The 14,634-nt window shown below is 66.3% G+C and carries 11 protein-coding genes; 4 read left to right on the forward strand and 7 right to left on the reverse strand.

Features of this window, described 5'->3' with window-relative positions:
* Positions 1 to 62: 62 nt before the first annotated feature.
* The gene (locus ACVW1B_RS23805; protein WP_456822302.1) at positions 63 to 2,735 is read right to left on the reverse strand and encodes a flavin-containing monooxygenase; all 2,673 of its coding nucleotides are present in this window, start codon (positions 2,733 to 2,735) and stop codon (positions 63 to 65) included.
* Between the two features lie 412 nt (positions 2,736 to 3,147).
* Positions 3,148 to 3,852 carry an SDR family oxidoreductase gene (locus tag ACVW1B_RS23810; protein ID WP_253607534.1) on the reverse strand — a complete coding sequence of 235 codons (705 nt, stop codon included), beginning with the start codon at positions 3,850 to 3,852 and terminating at the stop codon, positions 3,148 to 3,150.
* Positions 3,853 to 3,992: 140 nt separating this feature from the next.
* Between ACVW1B_RS23810 and ACVW1B_RS23815 the strand changes: the two genes are divergently transcribed.
* Positions 3,993 to 4,811 carry a substrate-binding domain-containing protein gene (locus ACVW1B_RS23815; RefSeq protein ID WP_310880699.1) on the forward strand — a complete coding sequence of 273 codons (819 nt, stop codon included), beginning with the start codon at positions 3,993 to 3,995 and terminating at the stop codon, positions 4,809 to 4,811.
* Here the strand turns inward: ACVW1B_RS23815 and ACVW1B_RS23820 are convergent.
* From ACVW1B_RS23820 to ACVW1B_RS23840, 5 genes are all read right to left on the reverse strand, one after another.
* A complete protein-coding gene (locus ACVW1B_RS23820) occupies positions 4,785 to 5,483 on the reverse strand; it encodes an ABC transporter permease (RefSeq protein ID WP_016845814.1) in 699 nt (232 codons plus the stop codon). The two genes, ACVW1B_RS23815 and ACVW1B_RS23820, sit on opposite strands and share 27 nt — an antisense overlap.
* A 59-nt stretch (positions 5,484 to 5,542) precedes the next feature.
* Complete coding sequence (locus ACVW1B_RS23825; RefSeq protein ID WP_456822303.1) at positions 5,543 to 5,926, reverse strand: response regulator; 384 nt, start codon at positions 5,924 to 5,926, stop codon at positions 5,543 to 5,545.
* A gap of 113 nt (positions 5,927 to 6,039) precedes the next feature.
* Entirely contained in the window at positions 6,040 to 7,275 is a 1,236-nt protein-coding gene (locus tag ACVW1B_RS23830; RefSeq protein WP_310880700.1) for an extensin-like domain-containing protein, read from the reverse strand.
* Between the two features lie 124 nt (positions 7,276 to 7,399).
* Complete coding sequence (locus tag ACVW1B_RS23835; protein ID WP_456822304.1) at positions 7,400 to 9,382, reverse strand: autotransporter domain-containing protein; 1,983 nt, start codon at positions 9,380 to 9,382, stop codon at positions 7,400 to 7,402.
* Positions 9,383 to 9,585: 203 nt separating this feature from the next.
* Positions 9,586 to 10,989, reverse strand: coding sequence for a beta strand repeat-containing protein (locus ACVW1B_RS23840; RefSeq protein WP_456822305.1), 1,404 nt, complete (start codon positions 10,987 to 10,989; stop codon positions 9,586 to 9,588).
* Positions 10,990 to 11,729: 740 nt separating this feature from the next.
* On the opposite strand from ACVW1B_RS23840, the gene ACVW1B_RS23845 reads away from it, so the two are divergent.
* The 3 genes from ACVW1B_RS23845 to ACVW1B_RS23855 all read left to right on the forward strand — a co-directional run bounded on the left by ACVW1B_RS23845 (position 11,730) and on the right by ACVW1B_RS23855 (position 14,553).
* Positions 11,730 to 12,344, forward strand: coding sequence for an inner membrane-spanning protein YciB (locus tag ACVW1B_RS23845; protein WP_092087682.1), 615 nt, complete (start codon positions 11,730 to 11,732; stop codon positions 12,342 to 12,344).
* 144 nt (positions 12,345 to 12,488) lie between these two features.
* On the forward strand, positions 12,489 to 12,812 hold the full coding sequence (locus tag ACVW1B_RS23850) for a hypothetical protein (RefSeq protein WP_310880702.1): 324 nt from the start codon (positions 12,489 to 12,491) through the stop codon (positions 12,810 to 12,812).
* A 154-nt stretch (positions 12,813 to 12,966) separates the two neighbouring features.
* On the forward strand, positions 12,967 to 14,553 hold the full coding sequence (locus ACVW1B_RS23855; protein WP_310880703.1) for a FecR domain-containing protein: 1,587 nt from the start codon (positions 12,967 to 12,969) through the stop codon (positions 14,551 to 14,553).
* Positions 14,554 to 14,634 lie beyond the last annotated feature (81 nt).

Raw genomic sequence — 14,634 nt, forward strand, 5'->3', positions numbered from 1 at the left:
CGCGCCTCCCCCGCAAGTGCCCGCAAGCGGGAGAGGGAGCGCGGCTGCAATTCAAACCCGAGCTAGTTCGCCGCCGCGTTGACCTCCGGCGTAGCGACGTTGTCCTGCTCGACCTCCTCGGGCAGGCCGGCGAAGCGCCGCAGCGCCTTCGCCATCTTCACGCGGCCGGCAACGCCGGTGATGATGACGTCGACCATCACGAACGACGAGTGGAAGTGGCCCTGCGCCTTGAGCTGCTCGACCTTGACGCCGGCCTTGGCGAGCGCGTCGCCATAGGCGATGCCCTCGTCGCGCAACGGATCGAACTCGCTGGTCGCGATGAACGTCGGCGGCAGGCCTTCGAGCTTGCCGCGCAGCGGCGCGACGCGCGGGTCGGTGCGGTCGGCCGGCGAGCAGTACAGGTCCCAGAACCAGTACATCAGCCCGCGGGTCAGGAAATAGCCGGTCGCGTTGTCGACATAGGACGGCCGGTCGAATGTGGAATCGGTGACCGGACAGATCAGGAGCTGGCCCGCGATCTCGGGCCCGCCGCGATCGCGCGCGAGCTGGCAGGTGACGGCCGCAAGGTTGCCGCCGGCGCTCCAGCCCGCGACCAGCAGCGGCCCTGCCCTGCCGCCGAGCTCGGCGCTATGGGCCGCGATCCAGCGCGTCGCCGCAAAACCGTCCTCGGCCGCGGCCGGGAAGCGATGCTCGGGCGCATGGCGATAGCCGACGCTGACGACGATCATGCCGGTGCGCCGGCACAGGTCGCGGCAGAACGGATCATCCGACATCTCGTCGCCGAGCACCCAGCCGCCGCCGTGGAAATACACCACGATCGGATGCGGCCCAGACGTCGTCGGCCGGTAGAGCTTGTACGGCAACGGACCGTCCGCGCCCTGCAGCATGCCGCCGCCTACCTCGCCGACCGGGCGGCCAAAGGGACGCCCCTTGTTGAATTCGGTGAGGAAGTCGCGCGCGCCCTGCGCCCCCATCGTCTCGAGCGGCGGCAGGTTCATCTCGCCAAGTAGATTCAGCACCAGCCGCACGTCCGGCTGCAGGCGCACGATCTCGCCGTCATTGCACTGCTCGGCAACGCCGGGGCCCGTGAGCCTGAAGCCGAGCATGCCGCGGCCGACCACCTCGTTGCAGATGCTGCGATACGGACCGACGCCGCCTGTATAAGGCATCACGCCCTGCGGCTTGCCGGGCACGTTGGCGCCCGTGTACCAGGTGTTGGCGAGCCGGTGCAGCGTCAGCGTCGCGCAATCGGCCATGTGCCGTTCCCAGCCGACCTGCGCGGTCTCGGTCGCTTCCATCGTGGTGAAGCCGGCGTCGCGCAGCGCGGCGATCCGTTCCACCACCCAATCGACATGCTGCTCGATCGAGACAGCCATGTTCGACAGCACCGACGGGCTGCCGGGGCCGGTGATCATGAACAGATTGGGGAAGCCCGCGACGGTGACGCCGAGATAGGTCTGCGGTCCGTGCGCCCAGACATCCGACAGCGACTTGCCGCCGCGGCCGGAGATCGGATGCACCGCCATGATCGCCCCGGTCATCGCGTCGAAGCCGGTGGCGAACACGATGACGTCGACGTCGAACTTGCGTCCGTTGGTGAAGATGCCGCTGGTGGTGATCCCCTTGATCGGCTCCTGCCGCAGATTCACCAGCGTCACGTTGGGACGGTTGTAGGTCGCGTAGTAATTGGTATCGAGGCAGGGACGCTTGGCGCCGAACGGATGATCGTGCGGGGCCAGCGCCGCCGCCGTCTCCGGATCCTTGACCACGGCGCCGATCTTCTCGCGGATCAGGTCGGCGACCAACCTGTTGCCGTCGACATCGACCGCCTGGTCGGCCCAGAGCTGGGTCAGGATGTGGACGAGGTCGCCCGCCGCCCACGCCTTCTCGAACCGCTCGCGGCGCTCGGCGTCGCTCAATTGCCAGCTCACCACGGTCTGCTGCGGATAGGGCACGCCGGCCATCGACCAGCGCGCCTGGTCGCGATAGGCAGCACGGTCGCTCTCGAAATAGGTTTTGCGATCCTCGGGCGCTGGGCCGTTGCCCGCGGGCAGCGCGAAGTTCGGGGTGCGCTGGAACACGGTGAGCTGCGCGGCCTGCTCGGCGATCAAAGGAATCGACTGAATGCCCGACGATCCGGTGCCGATCACGGCAACGCGCTTGCCCTTGAGATCGACGCCCTGATGCGGCCAGCGGCCGGTGAAATAGATCTCGCCCTTGAAGTCCTTGACGCCGTCGATCTCCGGCGGCTTTGGCGACGACAGGCAGCCGGTCGCCATGATGTAGTAGCGGCACGAGACGTTGGCGCCGTTGTTGGTCGAGATCTGCCAGCGCGAGGTCGCATCATTCCAGGTCGCCTGCGTAACCTTGGTGCCGAACCTGATGTCGCGACGCAGATCGTAACGGTCGGCGACGAAACCGAGATAGCGCAGGATTTCCGGCTGGGTCGCGTATTTCTCCGACCAGGTCCAGGCCTGATCGAGCTCGGGATCGAAAGTGTAACTGTAGTCGATGGTCTGGATGTCGCAGCGCGCGCCGGGATAACGATTCCAGTACCAGGTGCCGCCGACGTCGGCGCCCTCTTCGAGCGCGATCGCCGAGAAGCCCGCCTTGCGCAACCGATGCAGCAGGTAAAGTCCGGCGAAGCCGGCGCCGACCACCGCAACGTCGACCTGCTGCGTGGTTCCGCTCTGCGTGGAGTCTGAAGCGCGTGCTGCAACTGCTGCGTCTGGCATGCCATTCCTCCGGTATGTTTTGATTTGACGGAAGGCTAGCCCTGCGCCTTCAGTTTGTCATCACGACAAACGCAATCAGAGGTCGCCGCAATTGTGACGCCCGCGGCCTGGAGCGCGCCGCGCAGCGCGTAGACGCAACTGGTGACGTAAGTTGTGGCGACGCAACGGGTACGAACGGCGCCGCACACTTTGATGTCGTCCCGGCGAAAGCCGGGACCCATACTCCGCGGCGGATGTTGTGGACGGGACTCGTCATTTCACCGATCCGCAACGATAACCGTCGGTGGTTATGGGTCCCGGCTTTCGCCGGGACGACGGCGAACATTTGGAGCCGCTTGTGAAGCTCGAGCTCACTTGCTCCTCAGAGTCTGACTATGAGTCAGACCCTGAGGATGACGGGTTAGCAGTTGCCTCAAATCGACCGCATCAGGCCGCCGTCGACGCGGATGCTCTGGCCGGTGATGTAGCCCGCGCCGTCGGAGACGAGGAAGCTGATGGTTGCGGCGATCTCCTCCGCCTTGCCGTAGCGCTTCATCGGCACGCTGTCGCGGCGCTCGTCGGTTGCCGGGAGGCTGTCGATCCAGCCCGGCAGCACGTTGTTCATGCGCACATTGCTGGCGGCGTAACTGTCGGTGAACAGTTTGGTGAACGCGGCGAGCCCGGCGCGGAACACCGCCGAGGTCGGAAACATCGCGCTCGGCTCGAACGCCCAGGCGGTGGAGATGTTGACGATCGCGCCCGACTTCTGCGCCTGCATGCGAGGCGCGACGAGACGCGTCGGGCGGATCACGTTCATCAGGTAGACGTCGAGACCGGTGTGCCACTGCTCGTCGGTCAGTTCGAGCACACCCGCGCGCGGGCCGTGGCCGGCGCTGTTGACCAGCGCATCGATGCGGCCCCAACGCTCCACCACGCCGTCGACGGCGCGTTTCAGATCATCGTTGGAACGGTTCGAGCCGGTGAAGCCGAGGCCGCCGAGCTCCTTTGCCAGCGCCTCGCCCTTGCCCGACGACGACAGGATCGCAACGCGGAAACCATCGGCCGCGAGGCGCCGCGCCGCCGCCGCTCCCATGCCGCTGCCGCCTGCGGTAACGAGCGCGACCTTCTCCAAAGCCATGACCTGATATCCCTTCTTATTGCTTCGTTCGAGGCGACCCTATCACCGCCGATCGCAGCGCGCGACATCGCTCCTGCTTTGCGTCACCGGACGAAATGCGGCATGGTGACCGACATCGTTCTCCGGTACGCAGTATTCACATGACATCCCTCCTTCGACACCTTGTCATCGCCGCCGCGCTGCTGTTCGCCGGTCCCGCACTCGCGCAGACCCGGTCCATCACCGTCGCCTCGACGACATCGACCGAACAGTCCGGCCTGTTCGGCTATCTGCTGCCGCGGTTCTGGGAGACCTCGGGCATTGCCGTGAAGGTGGTCGCGGTCGGCACCGGACAGGCGCTCGACATCGGACGGCGCGGCGATGCCGATGTGGTGTTCGTGCATGATCGCGTGGCCGAAGAGAAATTCCTGGCCGAGGGCTTTGCGACCAGGCGATATGACGTGATGTACAACGATTTCGTCATCGTCGGCCCGAAGGCCGATCCGGCGCATATCGCCGGCGAAAAGGATGTCGCGGATGCCCTGCGCAAGATCGCTGCGACGAGTTCGGCCTTCATCTCGCGCGGCGACCACTCCGGCACGCACGAGGCCGAGCTGCGGCTCTGGAAAGCGGCCGGCGTCGATCTCGGCTCAGCGAAGGGCCAGTGGTATCGCGAGATCGGCCAGGGCATGGGTCCGGCGCTCAACATGGCATCCGCGTCGAATGCCTATGTGCTGTCCGACCGCGGCACCTGGCTGTCGTTCAAGAACCGCGGCGAGCTCGCCGTGCTGACCGAAGGCGACCGGCGGCTGTTCAACCAGTACGGCGTGATGCTGGTCAATCCGGCCAAGCACCCGACGGTGAAGGCCGCGGACGGCGAGGCCTTCATCGACTGGCTGGTCTCGCAGGCCGGGCAGTCGGCCATTGCCGGCTACAAGGTCGGCGGCGAGCAGCTATTTTTCCCCAACGCCGCGCACTAGCAGAAACGCGATCGTGCTGACGCTGACGCTCAGCGCAAGCAGGATGACGCCGAGCCCGAGGCCGAGCGCCAGCTCGCCCTTGCTGGTCTCGAGCGCAATCGCGGTCGTCATCGTTCGCGTATAGCCGCTGATATTGCCGCCCACGATGATGATGGCGCCGACCTCCGCGATGGCGCGGCCGAAGGCGGCGAGGAACGCGGTGAGCAGCGAGGCGCGGCCGAGCGAGAACACCAGCGCAAGGCTGCGCAGGCGGGACAGGCCGTCGGTGCGGATCAAATCGGCATATTCCGCCCACAGCAGCGCGACCGGACGATGCACCAGCGCAACCACGATCGGCGTCGCCAGGATGACCTGCGCCACCACCATCGCCGTCGGCGTGAACAGCAGCCCGGCGAAGCCCAGCGGTCCGGATCGCGACAGCAGCAGATAAAGCCCGAGGCCGACCACGACCGGCGGCAGGCCGAGACAGGCATTGGCGAGCACGATCACCACCTGCCGTCCGCGAAACCTCGATATCGCAAGCCAGCCGCCGATCGGCGCGCCGATCAGAAGCGCGAGCAGGCTCGCCAGCAGGCTGACGCGCAACGACAATGCGACGATCCCAAGCAGGACCGGATCGCGACCGGCTATCAGCGATGCCGCCGCCGTGATCGACTGTGCGAAATCATTCATGCCGGCACGTTTTGCCCGCACAACGTGCGCATCGTCAAATCGCAGGAACGATCAGTCGCTCAGGCCGGCGCGCCGTTCTTGAGCAGCTTGGCCACGGCCGCGACCAGTTCGTCGGGCGAGAACGGCTTGTTCAGCAGCACGCTGTCCGGCACGCCCCGGGTCGGCCACTCGTCGCCGCCGCCGCCGGTGATGTAGAGCACCGGGAATGACGGGTCGATCTCGCGGGCGCCGCGCGCCACGCGCCAGCCGTCGAGCCGGCCGAGCAGGCGGATGTCGGTGACCAGTGCTGAGTATTTGGTGCGGAACGCCTTCAGCAGCGTCAACGCTTCCTCGCCCGAGCCCGCGATCGCCGGCTCATAGCCGCCGTCCCTCAGGGAGTCCTCTACCATCATCTGAAGATCACGATCGTCTTCGATGACGAGAATGATCGGCGCGTCTTGCAAAGCTATCCCCCAGAAATCAGCCGGGTGCGCCCGGCTCCGAAGCATATGCAGCATAAAAGTGGCTACCGTTTGCACGGTGTCACCCAGTAAAAATACGGGTATCAGACGCGTCCCTATTCGTCGGCGAATTCGTCTTCTTCGTTGACCCCCGCCTTACCCCGCGGGGCCGGCTTTCTGCCGCCGAGCGATCCTGTGACATAAGGTTCGCGCGTTGCATAGGGGTTACGGCCGCCGGCACGCGCCGCGACCTCCTCGCCCGAGACGGCGGCGGGCTGGCAGATCAGACGCCGGCTGGCCCGGCGCATCAGATCCACATGGATGTGGTCGTAGTGATAGACGTTGGACCCCGGCGCCAGCACCGTGGTGAATTGCTGGCAGGCGGCGGCCTGGACATCGCGCAGAAAGCCCTGCTCCTCCGGCAGGCCCCTCCAGCCATCCTTCACGGTGATGCGGCGACCGTCAGCCAGCGTGAAGGCTGCGATGTCGAGCGCATTGCCGAAGGCGTGCTCGGAAATATGCGCGTGCGAATTGCCGTTCATGCCGCGGCAGGAATAGGCCGAAATCTGCTTGATCTCGACGACGCGCGCGCCGAACCAGCGCTGCGCCGCCGGCTGTACGGAATCGGCGAGCCAGCGCTCGAGCACCGAGACGATCGGGCACGCCAGCGTTGCCGCCGGCTTCACTGCGACCGGGCCGACCGTCACCACCGGATTGCCGCTCGAGGGACCGAGCCGCGGCGGCGGTGGCGCGCCGGGCGGCTGCTGGGAATACGGTGCCGGTGAATAGGGCGCGGCCGCGCTGCCGCGCTGCGGATTGGATGGCAGGCCGGGATAATAAGGTCGCTCGCCCCTGGCGTCGGGCGAGCCTTCCGGCGGCAAATCGATCTCGTCCTGCTGCGGCGGAACGCCGGGCGCCGACAGCGAGACCGGCCCATTCTGACGGCTGCCATAGCCCGGCTCGTTGCCATAGCTCGGCTGGCCGACGGCCTGATTGGAATACGGCGCCTGCGCGGGCGGCGGAGGCAGCTGGCGGTTGATCGGCCAGCGCGGCTGGTTGCCGACTGATGCCGGCGGGCGCAGGCTGTCGTCGGCAAATCCGTAAGCCGAACTGGCTTCACCGAGCGCGGCGACCTTGAGCGGGAACTCGGCGCCGCAGACGCCGGGACCGGAGATCGGATCGATGCGGACGAGGTCGGCGCTCTCCTTGACCGCGCCCGACTTCAGGCATGCGGCCTCGGCCTCGGCCCGCCACGGTTCGCGCTCGGCGGTCTGAAACAGACCGCGACCGCAACCAGCAAGCGACACAAGGACAAGGGAGCCGACGAGATACAAACGAACTCCACGCGTCATGGCGCGGAGGTTCTGCGAATTTGATTAAAGACTCTTCAACGCATTTCGATGCGTTGTTTTCAGCTGTCCTTAACCATGCAGCGGAACCCGGCAGGGCAACACGCGCCCTGCCGAGATGATGTCATCACCACGTGTAGCGAACGACACCCTTGCCGCCATAGGACGACGTGACGTCGGAGAACTCGCCTTCGAAGGTAAGCGCCGCCGACCAGCCGCTGGTCCAGTTCATCGCCGCGCTCGCGGTGGTGAGCACCGCATCGCTCGCCGGCGCCGCACCGTTGACCACGAAGGACGCGCCCGGCAGCGTCTGGAATGTCGCGGCAACGCTGCGATCGGTGTTGTAGTCGTGCGCCCAGGCAAGGCGGCCGCGCAGGCTGAGAATGCCATCCTGCAACGCGATCGAGCGATCGCTGCGGAGGCCGAGTTCGCTGCGCGTGGCGGTGACGGTCTTGGCGCCATAGGCCACCGCGAACGCGCTCGATCCCGAGAGCACCTGCTCGGCATAAGCAGGCAGATCGTAGGTCGTGAACTGTCCGGCGGCATAGGGCGTCAGCGCCAGCGACCACGGCGTGATGAAGCGATAGCCGCCTTCGATCCGGCCCGACAGCGCATTGGCGTTGAACTGCGCGCGCAGCCGGTCGATGCCGGCGATCGTCACCGTGCGATCAGTGGTGACGTCCTGCCAGCCATAGGCCAGCGCGCCCAGCAGATAGGCCGGCCCGAATCCATGACGGATGAAGGCGCCGGCCTGGAACAGATCGGAGCGTCCACCGCCGAGTGCATTGGCCACGGTGAAATTGGTGTCGCCGCCGGCGAGCGCAAAGCCGGCAATCGTGTCGGGCGAGATCCGGTAATCGGCGCCGACAGCGACACCGAAAATGCGGCTCGTCGTCGAATTCGATCCGATGGCGGTGCCGCCATCGGTGCTCTGCCCGCCGCCGAAGCCCGCCGCCCAGACGCTCCAGCGCTGCTCGAACGTCTGTTGCAGCGGCGGTGCCTTGCGATAGATCGCGGCATAGGCGTCGCGCGCGCCATTCGCTCGCGACATGCCAGTCGACGCGTAGTTCATGGTGTCATCAGCGAATTGCGACGCGCCGCCCCTTGCGCGCATGCCACCGCGCCCTTCGGTGAAGGGATCCGTCATGACGCCGAGGAACATGTTCATGGCATCGAAAGTGGTCTGCTGCGAGCCGGTGCCGAGTTCGCCCGACGCCTGCGTCAGCCCGGCCGGCGTCAGCGCGCCGAACGCGGCGGAAATGCTGCCCGTGCTGTTGAAGGCGTTGCTGATCGCATGGCCGACCGCGGCCTGATTGCCGCTGAGCCTGGCGGTTGCGGCAAAATTCAGCGCCAGATTGAGATAGACGCTGTTGGCGTCATAGCTCAGGCTGGAGATGAAGTTCGATGGCAAATTGCTGTTGACCGGCCCGGCAAAGCTGCCGCTGACACCGCCGGCCGCGTTGAGGATGGTGTACTGCTTCTGGAACGTGGTGCCGGTGAAGGACGCGTTGACCGTGGCGCCGCCGAGCGTTGCCGCACCTGTCACGTTGGTGCGATCGGACGCCGCGGCCGACACTTCGACCAGATAGGTCGATGCGGCGGTGAAGGTCAGGCTGCCCTGCACCGTGAGCGTGCCGATCGAATTGCCCGGCGACAGCGTGCCGCCATTGACCAGGACATTGCCGACGCTGCCATTGCCGCCGAGCGTGCCGCCGGCATTGACGGTCACGGCATTGCCAAGCGAGCCATTGACCAGCAGCGTCGCACCGGCGCCGATGGTGGCGCCGGCCTGGTAGCTCTGCGCGTCGGTCACGGTCCAGACGCCGCCCTGCACGTTGAGCACCTCGAAATTGATCACGTTCGAGAGCGTGCCCGAGCCTGGCCCGAACAGGTTGAGCGTGTCGGTGCCGACGCCGCCATCGATCCGGCCGCTGATGGTCGAGCCGCCATAGAGATTGAGCGTGTCGTCGCCGCCTTCCATGCTGATCGCGCGGCCGGCATTGCCGATGATGGTGCCGTAGTTCGACAGCACGTCGGCGCCCTCGCCGGTCTGGATCGCTGCGCCGTCGCCGCGGATGAAGCGGGTCGAGCCGGTACCGGTATAGGTCACGCCGTTCAGCGTACCGATCGAGCCGGTATCGGGCGTGCCGTTCTGCAGCAGCGTAACGCCATTGGGATCGGGAATCGTGCCGTTGCCGATGATGGTGCCGTAGTTGACGATCCTGTCGTTGTCGACGGCGGCATTGCCGGTCTTGTTCTCGGAGCGGATCGCATAGCTGTTGTTGCCGACGATGGTGGCGCCGGCATAGTTGATCAGGTCGAGCGCCGCCGATCCGCTGCGATGCCCGCCGCGGCGCCGCTGATGGTGCCGTAGTTGCGGATGGTGCCGCCGCCGATCGCAAGGCCTTCGCTGTTGTTGAAGCGGCCGCCGTCATCGGCGCCGGTCGCGCCGGTGCCCTGGACGATGCCGTAATTGGTCAGCGTCAGGACATTGTCGATATCGATGCCGTCGCCATCGCTGCGCGTGGACACGCCGTCGATCGCCCCGGTGATGGTGCCGTAATTGGTGACGATGGCGTTACCGCCGCCGACGCCCGCACCGTTGCGGCCGATGATGGTTGCGCCGGCAAAATTGTTGACCGTGATGGTGCCGGCGTCGCCCGCGGTACCGTTCTTGGCACCCGAGATCAGGCCGCCGGCATAGTTGTTGACGGTGCCGTTGTGGCCGCCCTGAAGATCGATCGCATCGGCGCTGGGCCGGCCGGTTGCGGGATCGATCGTGCCATTGGCGATGATCTGGCCGTAATTGTCGATGGTGAAGTTTTCGCCGGGACGGATCGCATCCGCATTGGCCGCGGTGATCAGGCCGGTCGCGCGGTTGGTGATGTGAACGCTCGCGGCGGTCGAGGTGAGATTGTCGAAGTCGATCGCCTGCCCGGTCGCCGATTTGATGGTGCCGGCATTGTCGACCGAGAACCTGGCCGCGGTCGTGCTGTTGCTGCCCGATGCGCCGTTGATCTGGATGGCGTCGTCCGCCGACTGGATCGTCGCGCCCGCATTGTTGACGACCGACAGCGAGATCACGTTGTTGAGATTGGTGGTGGCGCGGATCGCGCGAGACCCGGCCGTATTGGTCGCGTCGATCATGCCGGAATTGGTGATCGTGGTGGTTCCGCCGCCGATCCGCATTACGTCGCTGCCTGATGACCTGATGGTGCCGCCGCTCTGGTTGGTGATCGAGAACACGGTGGTGTTCGACGTCGCGTTGACGAAGTCGAAGACGCGGCCGTTGCCCGTCGACTGGATGGTGCCGGCATTGTCGACGGTGACCGACCCGCTGCTCAGGCCGCCATTGATCCGGAATGCATCGTTGGACGCGGTGAAGAGCGCGCCGGCATTGTTGATCAGCGTGAGATTGCCGCTGATGGCGCTGCTCGAGGTGTCGATGCCGCGTGAGGTCGCCGAGATGGTGCCGTTGTTGGTGATGACGACGCCGGGCGACGACAGGCCGGTGATCCAGGTGATCGCGGTGCCCGTCACCGACAGGCTGCTGCCGGCGCCGACCGAGCCGGCGTCATTGTTGGAGACGGTCTGCGCCGTCGTGCTGTTCGGAGGAGTGCTGAAGCTTGCGGCCAGTGCCGGACAGGAGAACCCCAACGAAGTCGCAGAAATAGCCAGCGCAAGCCGGCTTGCGCGGCTCAGAAACTCAGATTTCACGTAACGCCCCCAAGTACTTATTACCGGGGTAGAGCCCCGGTCATTGCGGGCGGCAATCTGGGTATGGTTTGTGACAGGCGCACAACAAATGACGATGCTGCCTTGCGGCGCAACGACACAGGGGCGAGAGCAACCGACGGACATCCAAGCGGGTACTGCTATCGGCGCCTGGAACCGGCGCCGCCGCTGAATATATTTGCGGCGCGTCAACGCCTTGATTTGGCGGCCATTTGAGCCGCGCATCGCAATGCGGCATCGCCGCGAATTGCGAGCCTGACAACAAGACTGCCTTTTTCGGCCTGGAACCCCTTGCTAGCTTTGACGTTAATGCGGGCAGCGTTGTGTGAACCGAGGGAGTTTCCCCAATGGATTTCGCGAGTCCTCTGCTGAGCAAGCTGAGCATTGTGGCCGCGTACATCGCGTTAGCCTTCGTCGGCGCCATTATTCTCGGCGTGTTCTAGGACATTCGACAGGCATGAGTTCAGCGCCCGGCGGCCGCCCCCGCCGGCGCTTTGCTGTTTTGCATTCACTCCGCCACAACTACGACTCGACGATCGCAACGAAGGGCCCGAATGCGATGCGGGAGCAGGGCTGCGCCGTGCAACGGCGGGCGAGTTTTGCGAGTCGCCCTTCAGGTAATGGCTTGTATCTGCCCGGCGGTCGCTTCATGTGCGTCGCCGGACCCGCTATAAGAGCCGCATTGTCGAAAATGAATTGAACCTGCAGGCGACCGGCAACCAATGAAGCATTTTCTCACCGCGGCCAGGCTGCTGGCCCTCGATCTCGCCTCGACGCTTGTGTTTCTGGTTCTGTTCCTGCTGACGCACAACACCGCGCTTGCGGTCGGCCTCGGCATCGCATTCGGCGTCGTGCAGATCGGCGTCCAGATGGTGCGCGGCAAACGGATCGACACCATGGAATGGCTCAGCCTGTTCCTGGTTGTCGCCGCCGGCTCCGCCACGCTGCTGACCCACGACCCGCGCTTCGTGCTGTTCAAGCCGAGCGTGATCTACGCCATCGTCGGCGTCGTGATGCTGAAGCCCGGCTGGCTCAACCGCTACCTGCCCGAGATCGCACAGAAGGTCGTGCCCGATGTCGCCGTCAAGGTCGGCTATGCCTGGGCCGCCCTGATGTTCATCTCCGCCGCGGTGAACGCCGTCGTCGCGCTGACCTGCGAGATCACGACATGGGCCGTCGTGATGCCGATCTTCGGCATCGTGAGCAAGATCGTGGTATTCCTCGGCGGCTTTGCCGCGCTCCGCCTCACCGCGAGGCGCCGTATCCGCGCCATGCCGGAGACGCAGCGCGAGGCTGTGCTCGCGCTCGAAGGAGCACCGGCGCCCGCGGCGCCGTAACCCCCGATCGGGGTGTTGTTGACGAAACAAACGGCCCGCGCGACGAAACCATTTTGCCATGACGACGAAGAATTGCTGAAACCAAGCCTGCCTAGTGATCGGTTCGATAACGCGCTGCTTCGGCGCGATCACAAGGGGGACATGATGGCTTTCACCGCTTCCGCGCTTCGTCACGGCAAACTGCTGGCGGCAACCGCGTTCACGCTCGGTCTGCTGACCTCGGCGTCCTATGCCTACACCGACGAGCAGCAGCAGATGTGCACCAGCGACGCCATGCGGCTGTGCAGCTCGGAAATTCCCGACGTCGATCGCGTCACCGCCTGCATGATCCGTCAGCGCGCGCTGCTCAGCGACGGCTGCAAGGCGGTGTTCCATTACGTGCCGCCGGCGGCTGCGCAACCCGCGAGTTATGCGCCCGCGGCCAAGCCGGCGAAACCGCTCAATATCACTCCTCACAAGCGCGGCTAAGCAAAACCCCAACAGCGACCAAGCACCGCGCTTCCGGCAACGGAGCGCGGTGCTTGATCGTTTCGGTCCGCCATGACAACAAGGCACGACCGTTCATCCGGCATTCAGCCTGACGCGGCTCAATTGCCGTCCCCACTGCCTCCCCCGGGAATCGATGGCGATGCGCCGCAGCTTTCTCTTTGCGCTTCTGCTTGGCGCCGGCGTCACGATCGGTTGGCAACCAACGGCCAATGCCGCGCCGGACTTGACGCGGCTCGCACAGGCGCAGCCTGCACAGGCGCCCGCCCCGGCGCCGAGTGCGACGCCGGCTACGCCCGCTCCTGCAACACCCGCGCCTGCAACGCCGGCGCCGGCCGCGAGCGCGCAGCCCGCGGCGCCCGAGCCGATCGGCAACGTGGCAACACTGACAGGAACCGCGACCGTCACGCGCAACAACACCGCGACGCCGCTGCAGATCCGCGACGACATCTTTGCCAATGACGAGGTCGCGACATCAGCGACCTCCTCGCTCGGCATCACCTTCAACGACGGCACCACCTTCAACCTGCGCGCCAATGCCAGGATCACGATCGACAATTATGTCTATGAGGACGGCGGCCAGCAGAACAGTGCGCTGTTCAACGTCACCAAGGGAACGGCGGCCTTCGTTGCCGCCGCGGTCGCCAAGACCGGCGACATGAAGATCTCGACCCCGACCGCGACGCTCGGCATCCGCGGCACCACCGGCCTCGTCGAGGTGCCCGAAGGCGCCACCGCGACCAGCAGGAATGTCGGCATCAAGCTCTATCCCGACGCCGACGGACATGTCGGCCGCATCGAGGTCAACGACCGCAGTGGCGCTTCGCTCGGCGTGCTGACGCGCGGCGCGAGTGGCTTTGCGATTCGTCCGGGCACCGGCGGCGCCCGCTTCGCCGCGGTGCCGCTGACAATCTCGCCGCAACAGATCACGCGCGACCAGGGCTTTGTGCGCCAGGTCCATAGCGCGCAGACGCTGGGCCGCCAGGTCGTGACCGAGCAGCGCGACTTCCGCCGCGCCAATCCCGATTTCCGCAGGGCCAATCCGGCCGCGCCCTATCCGAACCGCGGCCAGCCCGTGCAGCCGAACCCGCAGCGGCAGAACGGCCTGCCGGGCCAGAACCGCAACACGCCGCAGCAGCCGGGTCAGCAAAACCGTCCGGGCCAGATGCAGCAGCCCGGTCAGCCGAACCGTCCCGGCCAGCAACCGGGCACGCCTGGCCGGCAAGGTTCGCAGCAGCGGCCCGGCACGCAGCAGCAAGGCGGCGCACAGCATGCGCTGCCCGGCCAACCCGGCGGCGCGACGCTGCCGCACGCGCCCGGCGTCCAGACGCCAGCCGGACAACAGCCGGCGGGACAACAGCCAACGCGCCAAGCCCCCACGCAAGAGCCCGCGCGCCAAGGCGGCGCGACGCAACCCGGCGGACAACAATCGCCGGCACGTCAAGGCGGTCTGCAGCCCGGCCGCACCCAGGCGCCGGGCGGCGTGCGCCAGCCAGGACCACCAGCGGCCCAGCCGGGTCAACCGGGCGCGCCGCGACAAGGCACCGCGCAGCCCGTGCCGCAGGCGCCCGGCCAGATCCGACCCGGTATCCAGCAAGCCGCACCGGGCGTACGTCCGGGCATGCAACGGCCCGCGGTGCAGGCGCGTTCGGGCTTCCAGCAACGGCGCGCGCCGCCTCCGCCGCGCGGCGCGAAGCCTCCACCCAGGGACAAGCGCCAGTAACTGAGATCACAGCAATGTCGATCAACGAGCGAATGGCGCCGGCGAGTTACGCCGGCGCCATGCACAGATCGACCAATGCCG

The organism is Bradyrhizobium sp. USDA 4502 (assembly GCF_054063355.1).

Excerpts from the sequence above, each read along its gene's own strand:
- ACVW1B_RS23805 (WP_456822302.1), bottom strand. The coding sequence starts at position 2,735 with ATGCCAGACGCAGCAGTTGCAGCACGCGCTTCAGACTCCACGCAGAGC.
- ACVW1B_RS23810 (WP_253607534.1), bottom strand. The coding sequence starts at position 3,852 with ATGGCTTTGGAGAAGGTCGCGCTCGTTACCGCAGGCGGCAGCGGCATG.
- ACVW1B_RS23815 (WP_310880699.1), top strand. The coding sequence starts at position 3,993 with ATGACATCCCTCCTTCGACACCTTGTCATCGCCGCCGCGCTGCTGTTC.
- ACVW1B_RS23820 (WP_016845814.1), bottom strand. The coding sequence starts at position 5,483 with ATGAATGATTTCGCACAGTCGATCACGGCGGCGGCATCGCTGATAGCC.
- ACVW1B_RS23830 (WP_310880700.1), bottom strand. The coding sequence starts at position 7,275 with ATGACGCGTGGAGTTCGTTTGTATCTCGTCGGCTCCCTTGTCCTTGTG.
- ACVW1B_RS23845 (WP_092087682.1), top strand. The coding sequence starts at position 11,730 with ATGAAGCATTTTCTCACCGCGGCCAGGCTGCTGGCCCTCGATCTCGCC.
- ACVW1B_RS23850 (WP_310880702.1), top strand. The coding sequence starts at position 12,489 with ATGGCTTTCACCGCTTCCGCGCTTCGTCACGGCAAACTGCTGGCGGCA.
- ACVW1B_RS23855 (WP_310880703.1), top strand. The coding sequence starts at position 12,967 with ATGGCGATGCGCCGCAGCTTTCTCTTTGCGCTTCTGCTTGGCGCCGGC.